Source organism: Actinotalea alkalitolerans (genome assembly GCF_023369855.1).
In the GTDB taxonomy this organism is placed as follows: Bacteria; Actinomycetota; Actinomycetes; order Actinomycetales; family Cellulomonadaceae; genus Actinotalea.
This window is the reverse complement of sequence record NZ_JAMBPP010000007.1, coordinates 172,149-192,370: the sequence shown is the minus strand read 5'-3', so window position 1 is coordinate 192,370 and position 20,222 is coordinate 172,149. Positions and strand designations below refer to the sequence as shown.

At 72.1% G+C, this 20,222-nt stretch carries 22 protein-coding genes; 4 read left to right on the top strand and 18 right to left on the bottom strand.

The genetic code is table 11. The features are described from left to right. Positions 1 to 23 precede the first annotated feature (23 nt). A complete protein-coding gene (locus M1R94_RS10800) occupies positions 24 to 974 on the top strand; it encodes an NADP-dependent oxidoreductase (RefSeq protein ID WP_249381694.1) in 951 nt (316 codons plus the stop codon). Positions 975 to 979: 5 nt separating this feature from the next. On the opposite strand, the gene M1R94_RS10795 is transcribed toward M1R94_RS10800, so the two are convergent. Beyond that, positions 980 to 1,882 (bottom strand): LysR family transcriptional regulator, encoded by a 903-nt coding sequence (locus tag M1R94_RS10795; RefSeq protein ID WP_249381693.1) that lies wholly within the window; start codon positions 1,880 to 1,882, stop codon positions 980 to 982. Between the two features lie 72 nt (positions 1,883 to 1,954). Between M1R94_RS10795 and M1R94_RS10790 the strand changes: the two genes are divergently transcribed. Further along, positions 1,955 to 2,944 carry an EamA family transporter gene (locus M1R94_RS10790; RefSeq protein ID WP_249381692.1) on the top strand — a complete coding sequence of 330 codons (990 nt, stop codon included), beginning with the start codon at positions 1,955 to 1,957 and terminating at the stop codon, positions 2,942 to 2,944. Here M1R94_RS10790 and ispF read toward each other — a convergent pair. From ispF to M1R94_RS10775, 3 genes are read right to left on the bottom strand one after another with little or no spacing between them, the layout of a single operon-like run. Further along, positions 2,861 to 3,388, bottom strand: a complete 528-nt coding sequence (gene ispF, locus M1R94_RS10785; protein ID WP_249381691.1) for a 2-C-methyl-D-erythritol 2,4-cyclodiphosphate synthase — start codon at positions 3,386 to 3,388, stop codon at positions 2,861 to 2,863. The two genes, M1R94_RS10790 and ispF, sit on opposite strands and share 84 nt — an antisense overlap. Further along, entirely contained in the window at positions 3,385 to 4,092 is a 708-nt protein-coding gene (gene ispD, locus M1R94_RS10780) for a 2-C-methyl-D-erythritol 4-phosphate cytidylyltransferase (protein ID WP_249381690.1), read from the bottom strand. The genes ispF and ispD overlap by 4 nt, the downstream gene beginning before the upstream one ends. A gap of 3 nt (positions 4,093 to 4,095) precedes the next feature. Continuing rightward, the gene (locus M1R94_RS10775; RefSeq protein WP_169324707.1) at positions 4,096 to 4,578 is read right to left on the bottom strand and encodes a CarD family transcriptional regulator; all 483 of its coding nucleotides are present in this window, start codon (positions 4,576 to 4,578) and stop codon (positions 4,096 to 4,098) included. A gap of 184 nt (positions 4,579 to 4,762) precedes the next feature. Between M1R94_RS10775 and M1R94_RS10770 the strand changes: the two genes are divergently transcribed. Beyond that, the gene (locus M1R94_RS10770; protein ID WP_249381689.1) at positions 4,763 to 5,230 is read left to right on the top strand and encodes a hypothetical protein; all 468 of its coding nucleotides are present in this window, start codon (positions 4,763 to 4,765) and stop codon (positions 5,228 to 5,230) included. Between the two features lie 24 nt (positions 5,231 to 5,254). On the opposite strand, the gene M1R94_RS10765 is transcribed toward M1R94_RS10770, so the two are convergent. From M1R94_RS10765 to M1R94_RS10715, 11 genes are all read right to left on the bottom strand, one after another. Further along, a complete protein-coding gene (locus M1R94_RS10765) occupies positions 5,255 to 5,572 on the bottom strand; it encodes a carboxymuconolactone decarboxylase family protein (protein WP_249381688.1) in 318 nt (105 codons plus the stop codon). A 139-nt stretch (positions 5,573 to 5,711) separates the two neighbouring features. Beyond that, entirely contained in the window at positions 5,712 to 6,491 is a 780-nt protein-coding gene (pstB, locus tag M1R94_RS10760) for a phosphate ABC transporter ATP-binding protein PstB (RefSeq protein WP_249381687.1), read from the bottom strand. Between the two features lie 60 nt (positions 6,492 to 6,551). Next, positions 6,552 to 7,517 carry a phosphate ABC transporter permease PstA gene (gene pstA / locus M1R94_RS10755; RefSeq protein WP_249381686.1) on the bottom strand — a complete coding sequence of 322 codons (966 nt, stop codon included), beginning with the start codon at positions 7,515 to 7,517 and terminating at the stop codon, positions 6,552 to 6,554. A 1-nt stretch (position 7,518) separates the two neighbouring features. Continuing rightward, positions 7,519 to 8,517, bottom strand: coding sequence for a phosphate ABC transporter permease subunit PstC (gene pstC, locus M1R94_RS10750; protein WP_374109460.1), 999 nt, complete (start codon positions 8,515 to 8,517; stop codon positions 7,519 to 7,521). Between the two features lie 81 nt (positions 8,518 to 8,598). After that, on the bottom strand, positions 8,599 to 9,717 hold the full coding sequence (locus M1R94_RS10745) for a phosphate ABC transporter substrate-binding protein PstS (RefSeq protein ID WP_249381685.1): 1,119 nt from the start codon (positions 9,715 to 9,717) through the stop codon (positions 8,599 to 8,601). 206 nt (positions 9,718 to 9,923) lie between these two features. Next, positions 9,924 to 10,694, bottom strand: a complete 771-nt coding sequence (gene pstB / locus M1R94_RS10740; protein ID WP_249381770.1) for a phosphate ABC transporter ATP-binding protein PstB — start codon at positions 10,692 to 10,694, stop codon at positions 9,924 to 9,926. A gap of 134 nt (positions 10,695 to 10,828) precedes the next feature. Next, positions 10,829 to 11,758 (bottom strand): phosphate ABC transporter permease PstA, encoded by a 930-nt coding sequence (pstA, locus tag M1R94_RS10735; protein WP_249381684.1) that lies wholly within the window; start codon positions 11,756 to 11,758, stop codon positions 10,829 to 10,831. Next, entirely contained in the window at positions 11,755 to 12,723 is a 969-nt protein-coding gene (gene pstC / locus M1R94_RS10730) for a phosphate ABC transporter permease subunit PstC (protein ID WP_249381683.1), read from the bottom strand. The genes pstA (M1R94_RS10735) and pstC (M1R94_RS10730) overlap by 4 nt, the downstream gene beginning before the upstream one ends. Before the next feature lie 49 nt (positions 12,724 to 12,772). Further along, on the bottom strand, positions 12,773 to 13,774 hold the full coding sequence (locus M1R94_RS10725) for a PstS family phosphate ABC transporter substrate-binding protein (RefSeq protein WP_249381682.1): 1,002 nt from the start codon (positions 13,772 to 13,774) through the stop codon (positions 12,773 to 12,775). A gap of 173 nt (positions 13,775 to 13,947) precedes the next feature. After that, positions 13,948 to 14,643, bottom strand: coding sequence for a response regulator transcription factor (locus M1R94_RS10720; protein WP_249381681.1), 696 nt, complete (start codon positions 14,641 to 14,643; stop codon positions 13,948 to 13,950). Beyond that, the gene (locus tag M1R94_RS10715; protein ID WP_249381769.1) at positions 14,640 to 15,917 is read right to left on the bottom strand and encodes a sensor histidine kinase; all 1,278 of its coding nucleotides are present in this window, start codon (positions 15,915 to 15,917) and stop codon (positions 14,640 to 14,642) included. Before M1R94_RS10715 ends, M1R94_RS10720 begins: the two co-directional genes overlap by 4 nt. Positions 15,918 to 16,063: 146 nt before the next feature. Here M1R94_RS10715 and phoU point away from each other — a divergent pair, with 146 nt between their 5' ends. Continuing rightward, the gene (phoU, locus tag M1R94_RS10710; protein WP_249381680.1) at positions 16,064 to 16,726 is read left to right on the top strand and encodes a phosphate signaling complex protein PhoU; all 663 of its coding nucleotides are present in this window, start codon (positions 16,064 to 16,066) and stop codon (positions 16,724 to 16,726) included. Positions 16,727 to 16,805: 79 nt separating this feature from the next. Here the strand turns inward: phoU and M1R94_RS10705 are convergent, their stop codons facing one another. The 3 genes from M1R94_RS10705 to M1R94_RS10695 form a co-directional block, all read right to left on the bottom strand. Further along, positions 16,806 to 17,546 carry a phosphoglyceromutase gene (locus M1R94_RS10705; RefSeq protein ID WP_249381679.1) on the bottom strand — a complete coding sequence of 247 codons (741 nt, stop codon included), beginning with the start codon at positions 17,544 to 17,546 and terminating at the stop codon, positions 16,806 to 16,808. Positions 17,547 to 17,634: 88 nt separating this feature from the next. Continuing rightward, a complete protein-coding gene (gene mshA, locus M1R94_RS10700; protein ID WP_249381678.1) occupies positions 17,635 to 18,948 on the bottom strand; it encodes a D-inositol-3-phosphate glycosyltransferase in 1,314 nt (437 codons plus the stop codon). Between the two features lie 83 nt (positions 18,949 to 19,031). Beyond that, positions 19,032 to 20,114 carry a lactonase family protein gene (locus M1R94_RS10695; protein ID WP_249381677.1) on the bottom strand — a complete coding sequence of 361 codons (1,083 nt, stop codon included), beginning with the start codon at positions 20,112 to 20,114 and terminating at the stop codon, positions 19,032 to 19,034. Positions 20,115 to 20,222: the final 108 nt, after the last annotated feature.

Sequence of the window (20,222 nt, the reverse complement as noted above, 5' to 3'; positions counted from 1 at the left end):
GCGATGCAAGACATCATCGAGACATGACTCACGCCGTGGTGGCCATCGCGTACGGAGGACCTGACGTCCTCACCCTCGTCGAGGACGACCCGGGCGACCCGGGACCCGAGCAGGTGCTCATCGAGGTCCGCGCCGCGGGGGTCAACCCCGCCGACTGGAAGTCGTACACCGGGGTGTGGGGGAACGACCCCGACAACCTCCCGCTGCGGCTCGGCTTCGAGGCCGCGGGCGTGGTGCTCGCGGTGGGACCCGAGGTCGAGGGTATCCACCGCGGTGACGAGGTCATCGCGTACCCGGTGCGTGGCGCCTACGCCGACCGGCTGCTCGTGCCGGCCTCGGCGGTCGTGCACAAGCCGGCGACCCTGGACTGGCCCGAGGCGGGCTCGCTGATGCTCGCGGGTGCCGCGGCCGTCCACGCGATCACCGCGACCCGCGTGGGCGCGGGCGACACCGTGCTGGTGCACGGGGCGAGCGGTGCGGTCGGCACGCTCGCCGTCCAGCTCGCCCACCTACGGGGGGCGCGGGTCGTGGGGACGGCGAGCCCCGAGAACCACGAGGTGCTGCTCGACCTCGGCGCCTCCCCCGTGGCGTACGGGCCCGGCCTCGAGGACCGGATCCGGGCCGCTGCTCCCGGCGGCGTGCACGCCGTGATCGACACGGCCGGGACCGACGAGGCCCTGGACGTCTCGGTGGCCCTGGTCACCGACCGCCGGCGCATCGCGACGCTCGCGGGGTTCGCGCGCGGCGCCGAGCTCGGGGTGCAGCTGCTCGGCGGCGGCAAGGGCGCCGACCCCGGTACCCAGGTGCGGCACGACGCACGCACCCGGCTCGCTGAGCTCGCGGGTGCCGGGAAGATCACCGTCCAGGTCGGTGCGACGTACGCCCTGGACGACGTCGCGAGGGCCCACCGGGCCGGGATGCAGGGCCGGGTGCAGGGCAAGATCGTCCTGCTCCCCTCGGCCGGCATGAGCTGACCGGGTCAGCCCACCAGGTCGTTCGCCTCGGCGACGAGGGCGTCCAGCACCCGCCTGACCACGACGCGCTCGGCCCGGTCGGGGCGCAGCAGGGCGTCGATCTCCCGGCCGGCCCGGACCCCCTCGAGGGGGACCATGCCGAACCGCTGCCCGTCACGGTCGTCAGCCGTGAAGCGGGGCAGCAGGGAGATCCCGTGACCGGCAGCCACGAGCGCCTCGGCCACGTGGAAGTCGTTGATCCGGTGGGCGACGACCGGCACCTCGCCGGCGCTGCGCCCCACAGCCGCCAGGACGGCCGCCACCGGGAACCCCTCACGCACGGCGATCCAGCGTTCGCCGCGCAGGTCCCGGGGCTCGATGCCGGCCCGGCCGGCGAGCCGGTGGCCCGGGGGGACGGCGACGTCGAGCGGTTCACGCAGCAGGGGGACGCACCGCACCGCCTCACCCCAGGCGACCGTGCGGTCCGGTCGATGCGCGATGACGATGTCCGCGTCCGAGGTCAGGCCCGCGAACTGGTCCTGAGCGACGTCGTCGTCGCTCAGGACGACGGTGATGCCCGGCTCGGACCGCAGTCGCGTCAGCAGGCCCGGCAGGAGCATCTGGGCGGCACTCTGGAAGGCCGCGACCGTCACGGTCCCGGTGGGCAGGCTCTGGTGCTCGGCGCAGGCCGCCTCGGCCCGGCGCAGGGCGACCGCGACGTCCACGGCCCGACGCGCCAGCTCCGCGCCCGCCGGGGTCAGTCGGATGCCTCGGCCGTCCCGTTCGGTCAGCGCGGCGCCCGCCTCTCGCTGCAGCACCTTGAGCTGCTGGGAGACCGCCGACGGGGTGCAGTGCAGGGCCCGCGCCGCCGCTGCGACGCCGCCGCGCTCAGCGACCGCCCGGAGCACCTCGAGCCGGCGAAGATCCATGTAGCGACGCTACCGTGTTGATGCAGGATCTTTCGCTTGTCCTGAACTTAGGCCTCGCCCCAGACTGCGTGCATGCCACCACGCGATCGCGCCCTCGCCGCGCTCGTGGCGGTGTGCTGGGGACTGAACTTCCCGGCGATCCATCTCTCCCTCGAGCACTTCCCCCCGTTCTTCCTGGCGGCGCTGCGCTTCGCGGTGATCGCTGTCCCGACCGTGCTGCTGGTCCCCCGTCCCGCCGTGCGCACCCGGTGGCTGCTCGGGTACGGGATGGGCTTCGGTGTGCTCCAGTTCGCCTTCCTGTACCTCGCGATGGAGTCGGGCATGCCTCCCGGGCTCGCCTCCCTCGTGCTCCAGTCCTCGGCCCCGTTCACGGTCCTGCTGGCCGCCGCCTTGCTGCGTGAGCGGCTCACCGGACGACAGGGGCTGGGCATCGGTGTCGCGGTGGTCGGCCTCGGGGGCATCGCGGTGCACCGGGCGGGCCTCGACGGGGTGTCGACCCTCCTCCCGGTCCTGCTCACGCTGTGCGCAGGCCTGGGCTGGGCCCTGGGGAACCTCAGCTCACGGCAGGCACGGCCCGAACGACCGTTCCGCCTCATGCTGTGGATGTCGGTGGTGCCGCCGCTGCCGATGATGGTCCTGGCGCTGGTGGTGGACGGGCCGACGGCGATCGGGGCGTCCTTGTCCTCGCTGACCAGCACCCGCGCGCTGCTCGCACTCGCCGGGCTGGCCTACACGGTGCTGGTCGCGACGCTGGTCGGCACGGGGTTGTGGACCGCACTGCTCGCCCGCCATCCCTCGAGCACCGTCGCGCCCTTCTCGATGCTGGTGCCCGTGGTGGGTCTGGCGAGCTCCTGGCTGGTGCTGGGAGAGCGGACGCCGGTGCTCGAGCTGGCGCTCGGCGCGATGGTCGTGGGTGGTGTGCTGCTCGGCAGCACACCCGGGCGGTCCGGCCCTGCCGGCCAGGGACGCAGGGTTCGGTCAGCGCAGGACGAGGGCGGTGGCCACGGCCGCGACACCCTCGCCGCGTCCGGTCAGCCCGAGCCCGTCGGTGGTCGTGGCTGACACCGAGACGGGTGCCCCACAGGCCTGCGAGAGGGCGTCCTGCGCCTCGTCGCGACGCGGACCGACCTTGGGCCGGTTGCCGATCACCTGGACGGCGACGTTGCCGATCACGAAGCCCGCGGCACGTACCTGCCGGGCCGCCTCGGCCAGCAGGGTCACGCCGGAGGCGCCCGCCCACTGCGGGTCGGAGGTGCCGAACGTCGACCCGAGGTCGCCCAGACCCGCGGCCGAGAGCAGCGCGTCGGCGGCGGCGTGGGCCGCGACGTCGGCGTCGGAGTGACCTTCGAGGCCTGTCTCCCCCGGCCAGTGCAGGCCGGCCAGCCACATCGGGCGCCCCGAGGAGGGGTCGGCGAAGGCGTGCACGTCCACCCCGATCCCGGTCCGGGGGACCTGTGGACCGGCCCCGGGCTCACGGGACCCGGTGGGGGTCGCGGCGGCGCTCACGCCGGAACCTCGCTCAGCAGCATCTCGGCCAGCGCGAGGTCGCGAGGAGTGGTGATCTTGAAGGCGTCGTCGGCCCCGGGGATCGCGTGGACCACGGCCCCCAGCAGCGCGCACAGCGAGGCGTCGTCCGTCGCCGCGGAGTGCTCGTCGGTCGCGCGGTGCGCCGCGGCGGCGTGCGCGCGGTCCAGGAGGGCACGGTCGAACCCTTGAGGGGTCTGCACGCCCCGCAGCGTCGAGCGGTCGACGGGGCGGACGTCGCCGTCAGCGACGTCGACCACGGAGTCGGTGACCGGCACGACCGGGATGACCGCTCGGTGCCCGGCGCGCACGGCGGCCACCACCTCGGCCACGAGCCGCGCCGGGGTCAGCGGGCGGGCGGCGTCGTGGACCAGCACCAGGTCGACGTCGGCGGGGACCTCGGCCAGCCCGGCGGCCACCGAGGCCTGCCTGCTGGTGCCTCCGACGGCGAGGGTGAGGGTCATGCCACCGAGCCGACCGGCGTCCTGGGTCATCGCGGTCGCGAAGGCCCCGTCGCTGCCGCGCGGGACCGTGACGACCACGAGGTCGACGACCCCGGAGTCGGCCAGCCCGCGCGCGGCGTGCAGGACCAGAGGCACCCCGCCCAGCGGCACCAGTGCCTTGGGAAGGTCATGGCCGAGACGGGTGCCGCTACCCGCGGCGGTGAGGATCGCGGCGACACGCACCTCTCAGGAGGCCAGGACCTCGTCGAGGATGGCCTCGGCCTTCTCCTCCTCGGTGTGCTCGGCGAGTGCGAGCTCCGAGACCAGGATCTGGCGTGCCTTGGCGAGCATCCGCTTCTCCCCGGCCGAGAGGCCACGGTCGGCGTCACGACGCGAGAGGTCACGCACGACCTCGGCGACCTTGATGACGTCACCCGAGGCGAGCTTCTCGAGGTTGGCCTTGTAGCGGCGCGACCAGTTGGTCGGCTCCTCGGTGTACGGCGCACGCAGGACGTCGAAGACCTTCTCGAGCCCCTCCTGACCGACGACGTCACGGACGCCGACGAGGTCGACGTTCTCCGCAGGCACCTCGATCGTCAGGTCTCCCTGTGCCACCTTGAGCTTGAGGTAGATCTTGTCCTCGCCACGGATGGTCCTGGTCTTGATCTCTTCGATCAACGCTGCCCCGTGGTGCGGGTAGACAACGGTCTCGCCTACTGTGAAGGTCATGTGGAGGCGTCCCCTTTCGCGGACGCTCATCTTATCACGCCCCCACCGACCCCCCGGGTCACCCCGACCACCGTTTGCGCAGGTCAGCGCCCCAGGTGTCACCGCCCGCCATGACGCCGCGGCTGCACGCACTAGGCTGGGCACCACCTGCACACCCGTGACGAGCACCCACCAGGAGCATCCCGTGGCCCGCGCCCGCCGCACGTCCGCCGTCCTTGTCGCCCTCGTCGCCGGCCTCGGGCTGGCCGGGTGCTCAGTCACCAACCCGATGACGACGTCGTGGAGCTATGCCGCGTCGGACGGCGTCCGGGTCGAGCTGAGCGACATGGTGGTCGTGGAGAACCTCTTCGTGCTGACCGCAGCCGAGGGCGAGCCGGGGACGGTGCTCGGCGCGGTGGTCAACCGTGGCGGCCAGGACGTCGAGGTCTCGATCGGCCTGCCCGACGGGACCTCGTCGCAGGCCTTCACGGTCCCTGCGGGCCTCAGCCAGCGGCTGGGCCCCGACGACGAGGCCATCGACATCGACGCCGTGCCGGCCGCCCCGGGTGCCCTGGTCGAGCTCGCCGTGATCTCCGACCGCAGCGGCTCGACCACCCTGCGGGTGCCGGTGCTGGACGGGACCCTGCCGGAGTACACCGACCTCGTCCCCTGAGGCCCGCGGCCCACCCCACCCGGCTCACCGTGCCGTCAGGACCTCCTGCACCCACTGCCAGGCGGCGACCACCGTCGGGAACCCGCTCGAGGTGAGCGCGAGCAGCACCACGTGCTCGATCTCCTCCGGGCTGGCACCGGCGTCCAGGGCCTTGCGCACGTTGGACCGCACCGCCCCCTGGGACTGGCTCGCGACCGCCATCCCGAGCTTGACCAGCCGGGTGGTGCGCTCGTCGAGCGGCCCCGTCTGGTCCACCTCCCGGGCGAGCCCGTCATGAGCGGCGGCGACCGCCGGGAACCGGGCACGAAACCCGAGGTAGACGTCGGGGAGGTGGTCGGTCATGGTGCAGGTCCTCTCGTCGGGAGTGCCACGCGGACCGGCCTGGGCCCGCCTCCAGCCGACGATAGGACACCCGCGCCTGCAGAGTCCGACGCCCACCTCGCCGTCCCTGCGCGCGAGCCAGCCCGCAGGCACCGCCTGATCAGCCGAAGCGACCCGAGATGTAGTCCTCGGTCGCGCGGTCGGTCGGGGTCGAGAACATCGTCCGGGTGTCGTCCATCTCGATCAGCCGCCCGGGCTTGCCCGTGCCGGCGATGTTGAAGAACGCGGTCCGGTCGCTGACCCGCGCGGCCTGCTGCATGTTGTGGGTCACGATGACGATCGTGTAGCTGTCCTTGAGCTCGGCGATGAGGTCCTCGATCGCGAGGGTCGAGATCGGGTCGAGGGCCGAGCACGGCTCGTCCATGAGCAGCACCTGGGGCTTGACCGCGATGGCGCGGGCGATGCACAGGCGCTGCTGCTGCCCGCCCGACAGCGAGGACCCCGGACGGTCGAGGCGGTCCTTGACCTCGTTCCACAGGTTGGCGCCCCGCAGCGAGGACTCGACCAGGTCGTGCGCGTCGCTGCGCGAGATCCGCCGGTTGTTCAGCCGTACCCCGGCCAGCACGTTCTCCGAGATGGACATGGTCGGGAAGGGGTTGGGGCGCTGGAAGACCATCCCGACCTGCCGTCGGACCGCGACCGGGTCGATCTCGGGGGCGTACAGGTCGACGGCGTCCATCGTGACCTTGCCCTCGACCCGCGCCCCGGGGATCACCTCGTGCATCCGGTTGAGGGTGCGCAGGTAGGTCGACTTGCCGCAGCCCGAGGGGCCGATGAACGCGGTGACCGAACGCGGCTCGATGGCCATCGTCACGTCGGCGACGGCGTGGAAGGCGCCGTAGTAGATGTTCAGGTCGGTGACGTCGATGCGCTGGGCCACGGTCGTCCTTCGGTGTGTGGGGGCGTGTCAGGGGGGCGGGGCAGGGCGACGGCCGGGCCGTCAGCGGCCTGCCTTGGGGGCGAAGTAGCGGGAGATGAGGCGGGCGAGCAGGTTGAGCAGCATCACGATGAGGATCAGCGTGAGGGCCGCCGCCCAGGCCCGGTCGAAGTTGACCGTCGCGATGCAGTCCACCGCGTCGGGGGCGCACGGCACCAGCCCCTGCGAGTACTGGCGGAAGACGTACACGGGCAGCGTCATCATGCGGCCCTCGAAGACGTTCCGGTTGATCGAGTCGATCACACCGACCGTGATCAGCAGCGGGGCGGTCTCACCGATCACCCGGGCGACCGCGAGCATGATGCCGGTGCCGATCCCCGCGACCGCCGTGCGCAGCACGACCTTGACGATGGTCAGCCACTTGGGCACGCCCAGCGCGTACGCGGCCTCGCGCAGCTCGTTGGGCACCAGGCGCAGCATCTCCTCCGAGGACCGCACCACGACCGGGATCATCAGGACCGACAGGGCCACCGAGCCGACGACGCCGAAGCGCACCCCCGGCCCGAAGATCGCCGCGAACAGCGCGTAGGCGAACAGCCCCGCCACGATCGAGGGGATCCCGGTCATCACGTCGACGAAGAACGTCACCGCTCGCGCCAACGGTCCGCGCCCGTACTCGACCAGGTAGATCGCCGCCATCAGTCCCACCGGGACCGAGATGAGCGTCGCGACCGCGGTGATCAGCACCGTGCCGAGGATCGCGTGGTAGATGCCCCCGGCGTCCATGCCACCGAAGACCCCGCGCATCGACACCGAGAAGAAGTACGGGCTCAACCGGCCGATGCCGTTGCTGAGCACCGTCCAGGACACCGAGACGAGGGGCACCAGGGCCACCAGGAACGCCCCGGTGATCACCCCGGTCATGACGCGGTCGGTCACCGTACGCCGGATGTCGCCACGGGTCAGCAGGTCACGGGTCGAGGGGGGGCGGCCGGTGGTCGGCGGGCCCTTCCTGTCCAGGAGGGTCATGTCAGTTGGCTCCGGAGAACTCGGCACGGCGGGAGATGACCCAGCGGGCACCCATGTTGACCGCCAGGGTGATCACGAAGAGCACCAGGCCGGTCGCGATCAGCGTGCTCACACCCAGCGGGTTCGCCTCGGGGAACTGGTTGGCGATGTTCGCGGCGATCGTCTGGTGCCGGCCGACCTGCAGCAGCGCCAGGGAGTAGGTGAACCCGGGCCCCAGGATCATCAGCACCGCCATCGTCTCGCCGAGCGCCCGGCCCAGGCCGAGCATCGAGGCGCTGATCACACCCGAGCGCCCGAAGGGCAGCACGGCCATCCGGACCATCTCCCAGCGGGTGGCCCCCAGGGCGAGCGCGGCCTCCTCGTGCAGCCGGGGGGTCTGCAGGAAGACCTCGCGGGTCACCGCGGTGATGATCGGCAGGATCATCACCGCCAGGACCACGCCCACGGTCATCACCACGCGCGGCGGGCTCGAGGCTGGACCCTCGAAGAACGGGACGAAGCCCAGGTTCCGACCCAGCCAGTCCCACAGCGGGAAGAGCCGCGGGGCGAGCCAGGTCGCACCCCACAGGCCGTAGACGACGCTGGGGATCGCCGCCAGGAGGTCGATCACGTAGCCCAGCGGCGAGGCGAGCCGTCGTGGTGCGTAGTGCGAGATGAACAGGGCGATCCCGATCGCCACGGGCACGGCCAGGAGCAGTGCCAGGAGCGCCGCGAGCAACGTGCCGAAGATCAGCGGGCCGACGAACCCCGCGAGGGTCGTGCCCTCGGGGAACCAGCTGACCCCGTCCGCGAGCTCCTCGGGTGAGGAGGTCAGAGCCGGCCAGGCGCGGATCACCAGGAACACCGCGACCGCGGCCAGGATCACCAGGATGGTCGCCCCGGCGCTGGTCGCCAGGCCGGCGAAGACCCGGCCGCCCAGACCGTGCCGGACGCGACGGACTGGGCGCGACGGACCGGGGGCAGGAGGCGGCGACGCCGGTGCTCCGGCCTGACGGGCGATGCTCACGTGTGCTCCGGGATGGTGGGGACGGGTCCGGCAGTACCTGGCGGCGACCGGCTCGGGCCGCGGCGCCAGGTCGGGTCAGGCGATGCCGTCGATCACGGCTTGGACCTCGGCGCGCAGGGCGTCCGAGATCGGGGCCGAGCCGGCGGTGAGGGCCGAGACCTGCTGGCCTTCCTCCCCGGCAACATAGCTCAGGAAGGCCCGCACGAGGGCGGCCTCGTCGGGGTCGGCGTACTGCCGGCAGGCGAGCGTGTAGGAGATCAGCACGATCGGGTAGGTGCCCGCCTCGGTGGTCTCGCGGTCGAGCTCGACGACCAGGCTCCCCTCGGGCCGGCCCTCCTCCCGAGGCGAGATCGCCACGATCGCCGCAGCGGCCTCCGGGGAGTAGCCGACGAAGTCGTCGCCGACCTTGACCTTGACGGTGCCCAGCGCCCCGGCCTTGGAGGCGTCCGCGTAGCCGACGGTCCCCCGCCCGTCGGTGACGGTCTGCACGACACCCGAGTTGCCCTGCGCCGACTGCCCGCCCGTGACCGGCCAGTCGCCGCTGGCCGGGTAGGGCCATGCCTCGCCTGCCGCATCGGCCAGGTACTCGGAGAAGTTCTCCGTGGTGCCGGACTCGTCCGACCGCGCCACCGGGGTGATGAGCAGGTCGGGAAGGTCGACGCCGGGGTTGTCGGCGGCGATCTCCGGGTCGTCCCAGCGGGTGACCTGGCGGTCGAAGATCCGCGCGACGGTCGCCGGGGTGAGCTGGAGCTCGCTGATCCCGTCGAGGTTGAAGATCACCGCGATCGGCGAGATGTAGAGCGGGAGCTCGGCGAGACCGGCCTCCCCGCACTGCTGCGCCGCACGGTCGAGCTCGTCGTGGTTCAGGGCGGCGTCGCTCCCGCCGAACTGGATGCCGCCCTCGAGGAACTGGGTGCGGCCACCGCCCGACCCGACCGGGTCGTAAGCCACCGAGGCGGCGGCGTGGATGTTCTGGAAGCCTGCGATCCAGGCCTGCATCGCCGACTCCTGGGCGCTCGACCCCGCTCCCTCGAGCTGGCCGCGCAGGACGGGACCGTCGTAGAGGTTCTCGACCGGCTCACCGGGACCACCAGGTCGCCACGGGTGACCGAGCGGGTCGTCGGATCCGCAGCCGGAGAGGGCGATCGCAGCGACCAGGATGGCGGCCGTCCGCAGGCGTCGGTGGGGTGTCACTGTCGTCCGTCCTGGCGCGTCTGAGCAGACTCGTTGCCTGCGGACCGGATCAGCGCCGCGGCGATGATACGGACGCTACCTGAGCGGAAGGTGAACGCACGGTGAACAGCCGACGGCCATCTGGCGCGGCGGCTGCTCCACGGTGGTGCGTGCGGTTGCTGGGCGGCGGCTCCCTGGTGGGCGGACGGCGACGGTCGGTGTGCTGGTCAGCCGAAGCGGCCCGAGATGTAGTCCTCGGTGCGCTGGTCGCTGGGGTTCTCGAAGATCTGCGAGGTCAGCCCGTACTCCACGAGCAGCCCGGTCCGGTTTCCGGTCGTCTCGTCGGGCCGCGCGGTGAAGAAGGCGGTCCGGTCCGAGACCCGGGCGGCCTGCTGCATGTTGTGGGTCACGATGATGATCGTGTACTCCTCACGGAGCTGGATCATGAGGTCCTCGATCGCCCCTGTCGCGATCGGGTCGAGGGCCGAGCAGGGCTCGTCCATGAGGATCACGTCAGGCTGCGTCGCGATCGCTCGGGCGATGCACAGGCGCTGCTGCTGACCACCGGAGAGGCTGTAGCCCGACTCCTTGAGCTTGTCCTTGACCTCGTCCCACAGGGCCGCGCGTCGCAGGCACTGCTCGACGTGGTCGTCCATGTCCGGCACCTTCATGCCGATCACGCGGGGGCCGTAGGCCACGTTGTCGTAGATCGACTTGGGGAACGGGTTGGGCTTCTGGAAGACCATGCCGATGCGCCGACGGACCTCGATCGGGTCGACGCTCGCGGCGTAGACGTCCTGGCCGTGGTACTTGACCTGCCCCTTCACGCGGGCGGCCGGGATGAGGTCGTTCATCCGGTTCAGGCAGCGCAGCACCGTGCTCTTGCCACAGCCGGACGGACCGATCAGCGCGGTGATCTCGTTCCGCTCGAACCCCAGGTCGACGTCGTGCACGGCGTGGAAACCGCCGTAGTAGACGTTCAGGCCGACGGTCTCCATGACGGACACCCCGGTGGGAGGAGCGACGGATCGCCGGGCGGCCTGGGGGTGCGGCGTGGCCTTCGGGTGCGGTGTCGTCGTCACGTGCGCTCCAGGGGATGTCGGGGTGGTGAGGTCTGGGCGGGTCATGGTGGTCACCACTCCGTCGTGAACTTGTTGCGGATCCAGATCGCGAAGGAGTTCATCGCGAGCAGCACGGCCATCAGGACGATGATCCCGGCGGCCGCAAGGATGCGGAACTCGTCCTGGGGCCGGGTGGCCCAGCTGAAGATCTGGGTGGGCAGGGTCGTGAAGGCCCCCGAGAAGAAGCCGTCGGGGTTGTACGTCACGAAGACGGTCGCGCCGACCAGCAGCAGCGGGGCGGTCTCGCCGATCGCCCTCGAGAGCGACAGGATCGTGCCGGTCGCGATGCCGGGCACCGAGGACGGCAGCACCTGCTTCCAGATGGTGCGCCACTGGGTCGCGCCGAGGGCCATCGAGGCCTGGCGGATCGAGCTCGGCACGGCTCGGATCGCCTCACGCGTGGTGAGGATGATGGTGGGGAGCACCAGCAGGGACAGGGTCAGCGAGCCCGCGTAGGCGACGAAGCCCAGGCTCAGCGGCCCGCGCGCGATGAACGCCAGCCCGAGGATGCCGAAGACGATCGAGGGGACCGCCGCGAGGTTCTGGATGTTCAGCTCGATGAACCGCACGTACCAGCGGTTCTTGTCGGCGAACTCCTCGAGGTAGATCGCCGCGCTCACGCCGAGCGGGACCACGGTCACGGCCACGCCGACCATGACGTAGATGGTCCCGAAGATCGCGGACTGCATGCCCGACGTCGTGCGGTCGAGGGAGGAGGGCATGTTGCGGATCAGGTTCAGGTCGATGCGCGGGAAACCCTTGACGAAGGAGTGCAGCAGCACGGCGGCCAGGGTGGCCACGGCGATGACGATGCACGCGACCAGGACGGCGCTGAACACCTTCCCCTTCCACTTGCCCCCACGCCCGCTGCCGTCGAGCTGGCTGAGGGTGACCTGGCGGGCCGCGTCGACGGCCACCGTGTTGCGTCGGGCGGTTCTCATTCGTAGGTCTCCCGGTAGCGCCGCACCAGGGCGATGCTGATGGTGTTGAGGATCAGGGTGCTGACGAAGAGCAGCGAGCCGACGGCGAAGACCGTGTAGTAGGTGATCGTGCCGACGGCGATGTCGCCGGTCGAGGCCTGACCGATGAAGGCCGTCATCGTCTGGACGGACTCGTTGGGCAGCAGGGTCAGGTTGGGCGTCGCGCCCGCGGCGATCAGGACGATCATCGTCTCGCCGACGGCTCGGGAGATCCCGAGGATGAAGGAGGCCACGATGCCCGAGAGGGCCGCCGGGACCACCACCCGGGTCGCGACCTGCATGCGGGTGCTGCCGATGCCGTAGGCCGCCTCGCGCAACCCTCGGGGGACCGCACTCATGGCGTCCTGCGAGACCGAGGCGACCGTCGGGATGATCATGATGCCCATGACGAGGCCGGCCGAGGCCGCCGAGAACACCCCGGGGGGGTCACCGAGGCTGCCGGGGAGGAAGGTCGGCCAGTACTCGCGCAGCAGCGGGGTGATGAAGGTCAGCGCGAAGAAGCCGTAGGCGACCGTCGGCACCCCCTCGAGCACCTCGAGGATCGGCTTGAGGATCTTCCGTGCCCGGGGCCCGGCGTACTCGCTGAGGTAGATCGCCGCGCCCAGTCCGCAGGGCAGGGCGATCAGCAGGGCGTAGAAGGTCACGTTCAGGGTGCCGCTGACGATCCGCAGCACCCCGAACTCGGGCGGGGTGAAGCTGGGCGCCCAGTCGTCGGTCGAGAAGAACTGGCCGGGCGAGACCTGACGGAAGAACTCGATGGTCGGCCCGGCCAGGGCGAAGACGATCCCCACCGTCACGAGGACCGAGAAGGCTGCGCACAGGAACAGCCACCCGATGATGACCTTCTCACCCCGGCGCGGACTGCTCGCGCTCAGGTCGATCCGTTCCGACTCGGTGGGGCGGTCGGTCATCAGTGTGGCGCTCATGAGCCCTCTCGGTCCTCGTACGGTGGTCGTGCGGTCAGCTCAGGTCGGGTCAGCGACCCGCGAGCTCGGCGACCTTGGCGAGGGACTCGTCCTTCTGCTCCTGCGTCAGCGGGATCATCGTCGCGGCCTCGGCGATCTCGTCACCGTTGTCGATGAAGAACTCGAGGAACGCGACCGTCTCGGGACGGGTGAGCGCCTCGGCCGACGGGTAGACGTAGAGCTGGCGGCCCAGCGGGTTGTAGTCACCGGCCATGACGGTCTCCTCGGTCGGCGCGACGCACTCGCCGGCCTCGTTCTCGATCTCGACCGTCTTGACCTGGTCGCCGGCCTCGACGACGTAGGAGAGCGGGATGAAGGCCATCGCCCCGAGGGTGCCCGAGACGCCGATGATCGCGGCGTTGTCGTCCTCACCGATGTTGTTGTAGTCGGTCCGGATGACGCCGCCCTCACCGTTGACCTCCTCGGTGAAGAAGTCGAAGGTGCCCGAGTCGCTGCCCGGGCCGTAGAACTCGAGCTCCTCGTCGGGGAACTCGGCGTTGATCTCGGACCACGTCGAGACCGCGGAGTCGCGGGTCCACGCGGCCGAGAGCTCGTCGACCGAGAGGCAGGTGGCCCAGTCGTTCTCGGGGTTCACCACGACCGCGAGACCGTCGTTCGCGACGTTGACCTCGTCGTACTCGATCCCGGCGTCGGCGCACGCCTCGATCTCCTCGTCCTTGATCGGGCGCGAGGCCATCGCGATGTCGATCTCGCCGTTGCAGAACTTCTCGAAGCCACCGCCGGTGCCCGAGGTCGCCACCGAGACGCGCACGCCGGAGTTCTCGTTCATGAACAGCTCGGCCGCGGGCTCGACCAGGGGGGTCACGGTCGAGGAGCCGTCGATGGCGATCTGGCCGGAGAGCCCGTCGTTGCCCTCGTCAGCGGCAGTGTCGGCCCCGGTCGCGGCGTCGTTGGGGGAGTCGGCGGTCTCGCCGCCGCCGCAGGCAGCCAGCGCCAGTGCCGCGATGGCGAGCACCGAGGCACGGGCAAGAGTTGTGGGACGCACAGACACGTCGCAGTCCTTTCGGTCAAGTTCGCGGAACAGGGCTCCGCGCGCCGGTGGGGTCACCGGCAGACCAAGACAAGACGGTCAAAGCAAAGGGAAGGTGAACACGGCCTTGCGCCCAGGGGTTCGGCAGGCGTCGATCTGAGGGGACGAACCGGGTGCCCGCACCGGTACCCGCCTCACTCCTCGATGTCGGCGAGCTTGTAGCCCAGCCCCCGGATGGTCAGCAGACGCACCGGCACCGCCGGGTCGGCCTCGATCTTGGCGCGGATCCGCTTGACGTGGACGTCCAGGGTCTTGGTGTCGCCGACGTAGTCCGAGCCCCACACCCGGTCGATCAGCTGGCCCCGGGTCAGCACCCGGCCCGGGTTGCGCAGCAGCAGCTCGAGCAGCTCGAACTCCTTGAGCGGGAAGGCCGTGGCGACGCCGTCGACCTCGACGGTGTGCCGGTCGACGTCGAGGCGCAGACCCCCGACCTCGAGCAGGCCGTCCTCGGGGGTCAGCTCGACGCTCTCACCCCGGCGGCGCAGCACCGCCCGGATCCGGGCGATCAGCTCACGCGAGGAGTACGGCTTGGTCACGTAGTCGTCGGCCCCCAGCTCCAGACCCACCACCTTGTCGATCTCGCCGTCCTTGGCGGTGAGCATGATCACCGGGACGTTGCCGCGCCGTCGCAGCTCACGGCAGACCTCGGTCCCGCTGAGCCCCGGCAGCATGAGGTCGAGCAGCACCAGGTCGGCACCACCCTGGTCGTACCGTGCGACGGCCTCGGGCCCGGTCGCCGCGACCGCCACGTCGTAGCCCTCCTTGCGCAGCAGGTAGGACAACGGGTCGCGGTAGGACTCCTCGTCCTCGACAAGGAGGATGCGGGTCATCGGTCGGCTCCTTCAGCAGGTGCGGCAGGTCGGTGCGGTGTGGAGGCTACAGCGGAGACGCTGGTCGCCGTGGGGGCGGTGGTCTCCGCGGGCTCGGCGGCCTCGGCGGGCTCGGTGGCCTCCACGGGTACGGGGGCGGTGCGGTGACGTCCGGCCAGCGGGAGCCGGATGGTGAAGGTCGAGCCACGCCCGGGCTGCGACCACACCCCCACGTCCCCGCCGTGGTCGGCCGCGACGTGCTTGACGATGCTCAGTCCCAGCCCGGTGCCGCCGGTGTCGCGGGAACGGGCCGGGTCCACCCGGTAGAAGCGCTCGAACAGCCGGGGCTGCTCCTCGAGCGGGATGCCGATGCCCTGGTCGACCACCGCGATCTCGAGCAGCCCGGCCGCGGGGCGCAGCGTGGTCGCCACGGCCACCCGGGTGCCTTCGTCGGAGTACGCGACCGCGTTGTCCAGCAGGTTGCGGACCGCGGTGACCAGCAGGTCGTGGTCCCCGAAGACCGCGGCGTCGGGGACCGGGCCGACGTCGATCTCGATGTGGCGGCTCACCGCCGGGGTGCGGGCACGGTCGACCGCCTCGGCCAGCACCGCGCCCACGTCGACCGGCGCTGCGGCCCCCAGGGCGTCGCTGACCTGGAGGCGGGACAGCTCGAGGATCTCGTGGACCAGCGCCGACAGGCGCGTCGCCTCGGTCTGGATGCGCCGCGCGAACCGGCGGACCGCCTCGGGGTCGTCGGCCGCCTCCTCGACGGTCTCGGCGAGCAACGAGAGCGCCCCCACTGGGGTCTTGAGCTCGTGCGAGACGTTCACCACGAAGTCCCGCCGGATCGCCTCGACCCGACGCGCCTCGGTGCGGTCGTCCGCGAGCAGCAGCTGGTGGCTCGTGCCCAGCGGTGCGACCCGGACCTGCAGCGTGACCGTCCCGGTGCCCACCGGACCGCGCGGCAGCTCGATCTCGGTGTCGCGGATCTCTCCGTCGGCGCTCACCTCGGCCAGCAGCCGGCGCACCGGGCCGTGCACCACACGGTCGTCGCGGACCAGGCCGAAGGCGTGGGCTGCACCGCTCGCCCGGACCACCCTGCCCTCGGTGTCGACCACCACCACGGCCGATCGCAGCACCTCCAGCACCGCCGCGGTCCCGGGGTCCAGGTCGGGCGCGGGCTCGGTCGGGGGTGGCAGCACCGGTCGCCGCCCGCGTCGCACCAGCAGCCCGAGGGCGACGCCGACCAGCAGGCACAGCGCACCGACCACGAGCACCGTGGTTCCGTCGACCATCACGAGGTCAGGGTACGTTCGACTCAGCACGCCCAGGTCTCCACCGCGCGAAGTGCCGGGTGGAGGCCGGAGATTGTTCACCCGGGGGTGGTGAACCGTTCACCTCGCACTGCGAGCGTGGGTCGGCCGACGACGAGAGGGAACTGATGCGAGACATCTTCACCGCCGAGCTCACCGCGCTCGGGGAGGACCTGGCTGCGATGAGCCGACTGGTCGAGTCGGCGATCGCCTCCGCGGGCACGGCCCTGCTCACCTCCGACCTGGGGCTCGCCGAGAACGTCATCGCCGACGACCACACCATCGACGCGATCGAGCGCGACCTCGACGAACGGTGCGTGGCCCTGCTGGCCCAGCAGCAGCCCGTCGCGCGTGACCTGCGCATCGTCGTCTCAGCGCTGCGGATGAGCTCCTCCCTCGAGCGGATGGGCGACCTGGCCCGCCACGTCGCCGCCGTCGCACGCCTGCGCTACCCGGCCTCGGCCGTGCCCGAGGGGCTCGAGGGGACCTTCCGTCAGATGCACGAGGGTGCGGTCCGGGTCTCCGAGCGGGTCACCACGGTGCTCGGCTCGAGGGACCTGAACCTGGCCGAGAAGATCGAGCACGACGACGACCTGCTCGACCGGCTGCACGCCGACACCTTCTCGGCCACGCTGGGGGGCTCGCTGGACCTCAGCGCGCAGCAGATCGTGGACGTCACCCTCCTGGGCCGCTACTACGAGCGTTTCGGCGACCACGGCGTCTCGGTCGCCCGCCGGGTGGTCTACCTGGTCACCGGTGACTTCGCGGACGAGCGCGGCCTCGACATCTGACGGCCCGGGTAGCTGCCCGACAGCACGACGACGGCCCGCCACCCCTGGGGTGACGGGCCGTCGGTGCGTCGTGCGAGGGTCAGCGACCCTGGTTCGCGACCGCCTTGATCGCCTCGGCGGCGGCCTCGGGGTCGAGGTACTGCCCGCCCTTGGTGACGGGCTTCAGGGTCTCCTCGTCCAGCTCGTAGAGCAGCGGGATGCCCGTGGGGATGTTGATCCCCGCGATGGTCTCGTCGTCGATGTCGTCGAGGTACTTGACGATCGCGCGGATGGAGTTCCCGTGCGCGGCGACGAGCACCGTCTTGCCGGCCTGGAGGTCGGGGACGACGTCGCTCTCCCAGTAGGGCAGCGTGCGCTCCAGCACGTCCTTGAGGCACTCGGTCCGCACGACCGGCTCGCCGGCGTACCGCGGGTCGGCGTCCTGGGAGTACTCCGCGCCGAGCTCGATCTGCGGCGGCGGGGTGTCGTAGGAGCGGCGCCACAGCATGAACTGGTCCTCGCCGAACTCCGCGAGGGTCTGCTTCTTGTCCTTGCCCTGGAGCGCACCGTAGTGACGCTCGTTGAGCCGCCAGCTGCGCTTGACCGGGATCCAGTGCCGGTCGGCGGCGTCGAGGGACAGGTTGGCCGTGGTGATGGCGCGGCGCAGCAGCGAGGTGTGCACGACGTCCGGGAGGACGCCGGCGTCGGTCAGCAGGGTGCCGCCGCGCTTCGCCTCCTCGATGCCCTTCTCCGAGAGCGGGACGTCCACCCAGCCGGTGAACAGGTTCTTCGCGTTCCACTCGCTCTCGCCGTGGCGGAGCAGCACAAGGGTGTAGGTCATGGCACCCATCCTGCCGCATCGCTCCCCGACCGTCCCCAGGACCTCCGGGCCGCGAGACGACGCCCCGCCGACGGCCGCGGGGACTCGGTCAGGTCCGCGCGAGCGGCCAGGCGGGCCACGGGCTCGACCCGCCGACGGCGCGGGTCGGCGAGGACTCCCGGGTGCCGCGGCGGTCCTGCGCGAGCTGGTAGACCTTGACCACCGCCTCGGCCGCCGCCTCCCACCCGAGGTGCTCGGCGTTGCGCAGCGCCCCGGCCGAGAGCCGGCCGCGGCGGGCCGGGTCGGCCAGCAGCCCCGAGATCGCCCGGGCCCAGCTGCGCGGGTCGTGGCCACGCACCAGCTCGCCCGAGACACCGTCCTGCACCACGCTGCGCAGGCCGCCGACCGCCGCGGCCAGCACCGGCGTCCCGCAGGCCTGCGCCTCCGCGGCGACCAGCCCGTAGGACTCGCTGCGCGAGGGGACGGCCACGACGTCGGCGGCCCGGTACCAGCGGGCGAGCTCGTCGCGGTCGACCGGGGGGAGCAGCCGGACATGGTCGGCGACACCCAGCCGCACGGCCAGGTCGGCGAGCTCGGTCACGGCACCGGGCCGGCCGCTCGGCCCGCCCAGGACGACCAGCAGAGGAACGGGTCCGCCGCTCGCGGCGATCTCCCCCAGGGCATGCACCAGCACGTCAGGAGCCTTGAGCGGCTGCACCCGACCCGCGAAGAGCACGATCTGCTCGTCCTGCGGCAGTCCCAGGCCGGCGCGGGCGGCCGAGCGGCCGTCGGCCGGGCCGAACCGCTCCAGGTCGACACCCGGTGCCACGACGTGCACGGCGTCGGGGTCGGCGTCGTAGAGCTCGACGAGGTCGGCCGCCTCCTCCGCGGTGCTCGCCACCAGGGCGTCCGACGCGCCGACGACCTGCTCCTCGCCGATCACCCGGCCCTCCGGCTCGGGGCTGTCGCCGGGGGCCAGGGCGGCGTTCTTGACCTTGGCCAGGGTGTGCATCGTGTGCACCAGCGGGACGTCCCAGCGGTCCGCCGCGAGCCAGCCGACCTGCCCCGAGAGCCAGTAGTGGGAGTGGACGACGTCGTACCACCCCGGGGCGCGTCCGGCCTCGGTCCGCAGGACACCGGCGGTGAAGGCGCAGAGCTGTCCGGGCAGGTCGTTCTTGTCCAGGCCCTCGAACGGACCGGCGGGGACGTGCCGCACGAGCACTCCGTCGGTCAGGGGGACGGTGTCGGGCTGCGTCGAGCTGGTGGACCGGGTGAAGATCTCGACCTGCGCACCGTGCGCGGCGAGCGCGGTGGCGAGCTCGACCACGTAGACGTTCATGCCGCCGGCGTCCCCGGTTCCCGGCTGGTCCAGCGGCGAGGTGTGCACCGAGAGCATCGCGATACGGGGGTGCTCGTGGGTCACGGGCTCCTCCTGAGATCGCCGGGGGTGTGGGACGGGTCGAAGGGCCCATTCTCCCGCACGGTGCGCCTCCCGGCGCACCGAGCTCACCCGGTCATGATCGGGACGGCGGCCACGACGCACGCCGGCGAGGGCAGCGGGACGGCGTGGGGCGTCCCCGCGGTGCCCACCGGCACGAGCTCGTGCCCCCGTTCGGCCGCCACGAGCACCGTGCCGGCGCTCTCCAGGACCGCGAGATGCCGCGGCCACCGGCCGGCCGCGACGTCCCCGGCGGGCCGCAGCAGCCCGTCGACGACGTCGAGGTGGTGCACCCGGTCGGACCCCCGCACCGAGACCACGAGCCGGTCGCCGGTGAGCGCGAGGTGCGCGGGGTAGTCCCGCTGCCCGTCCGGAGGTCGGGCGTCGGGAGGGCCCGAGCGCCCCACCGACAGCGACTGGACGACCCGGCCCGAGGCCTGCGTCGCGTCCCAGGCCAGCACGTGGACGGTCGCGGACAGCTCACCGGTCAGGTAGAGGTGGCCGCCGTCCGCGGCGAAGGTCGCGTGACGCGGTCCGGTCCCCGCCGGCAGCACGGCGGCCGTCCCGTCGGCGACCAGCGAGCCGTCGCCGGCCCGCCGGTACCGCCACAGCGTGTCGGTGCCGAGGTCCACCACCAGCAGGTGCGCCCCGTCGGGGGTGATCAGCGTGGAGTGCGCGTGCGGCCCCTCCTGGCGCTCCCGGTCGGGGCCCGAGCCCTCGTGGGCGAGCACCTGCGTCGGCGCCCCGGCAGCCCGGACCTCGGCCGTGAAGCCGCCGTCGGGCTCGAGCGGGAGGACGCCCACCGTCCCGCTCGAGTAGTTCGCGACGTACAGGGTGCGCGCGTCCGGGGCCAGCAGCAGGTGGCACGGGTCCGCACCGCCCGAGCCGACCCGGTCGCGCGGCCGCACCCCGCCGTCGGGCGTCACGTCCAGCACGCTCACGGTGCCCGACGTCGTCTCGCCGACCGCGTAGAGCACCCGGCCGCCGGGGTGCACCGCCAGGAACGAGGCCGCGGGCACCTGCGCCACCTGCGCCACCGTGAGCGTGCCGGCCGTCAGGTCGAGCTCCCCGCGCCAGACCCCCTCGCCCTGCCCCGGCGGGGTGCCGGCGCCGGCCGGTGGGTAGGTGCCGATCCAGACTCCGATGACCATGAGCGGGCACGTTACCGAGCGCCGGCGTCCGCCGCAGCGTCAGCCGGACCCGGCAGCCGTCAGCGGGTCCCGGCGCGCCGCGTGGTGATGTCATCGACGGGCCCGGGC

What these genes read in the sequence shown, in the direction of transcription:
- M1R94_RS10800 (WP_249381694.1), top strand. Translation starts at nt 24, where the DNA reads ATGACTCACGCCGTGGTGGCCATCGCGTACGGAGGACCTGACGTCCTC.
- M1R94_RS10795 (WP_249381693.1), bottom strand. Translation starts at nt 1,882, where the DNA reads ATGGATCTTCGCCGGCTCGAGGTGCTCCGGGCGGTCGCTGAGCGCGGC.
- M1R94_RS10790 (WP_249381692.1), top strand. Translation starts at nt 1,955, where the DNA reads ATGCCACCACGCGATCGCGCCCTCGCCGCGCTCGTGGCGGTGTGCTGG.
- M1R94_RS10775 (WP_169324707.1), bottom strand. Translation starts at nt 4,578, where the DNA reads ATGACCTTCACAGTAGGCGAGACCGTTGTCTACCCGCACCACGGGGCA.
- M1R94_RS10765 (WP_249381688.1), bottom strand. Translation starts at nt 5,572, where the DNA reads ATGACCGACCACCTCCCCGACGTCTACCTCGGGTTTCGTGCCCGGTTC.
- pstA (WP_249381686.1), bottom strand. Translation starts at nt 7,517, where the DNA reads ATGACCCTCCTGGACAGGAAGGGCCCGCCGACCACCGGCCGCCCCCCC.
- pstB (WP_249381770.1), bottom strand. Translation starts at nt 10,694, where the DNA reads ATGGAGACCGTCGGCCTGAACGTCTACTACGGCGGTTTCCACGCCGTG.
- pstA (WP_249381684.1), bottom strand. Translation starts at nt 11,758, where the DNA reads ATGAGAACCGCCCGACGCAACACGGTGGCCGTCGACGCGGCCCGCCAG.
- pstC (WP_249381683.1), bottom strand. Translation starts at nt 12,723, where the DNA reads ATGAGCGCCACACTGATGACCGACCGCCCCACCGAGTCGGAACGGATC.
- M1R94_RS10720 (WP_249381681.1), bottom strand. Translation starts at nt 14,643, where the DNA reads ATGACCCGCATCCTCCTTGTCGAGGACGAGGAGTCCTACCGCGACCCG.
- M1R94_RS10715 (WP_249381769.1), bottom strand. Translation starts at nt 15,917, where the DNA reads ATGGTCGACGGAACCACGGTGCTCGTGGTCGGTGCGCTGTGCCTGCTG.
- phoU (WP_249381680.1), top strand. Translation starts at nt 16,064, where the DNA reads ATGCGAGACATCTTCACCGCCGAGCTCACCGCGCTCGGGGAGGACCTG.
- M1R94_RS10705 (WP_249381679.1), bottom strand. Translation starts at nt 17,546, where the DNA reads ATGACCTACACCCTTGTGCTGCTCCGCCACGGCGAGAGCGAGTGGAAC.
- M1R94_RS10695 (WP_249381677.1), bottom strand. Translation starts at nt 20,114, where the DNA reads ATGGTCATCGGAGTCTGGATCGGCACCTACCCACCGGCCGGCGCCGGC.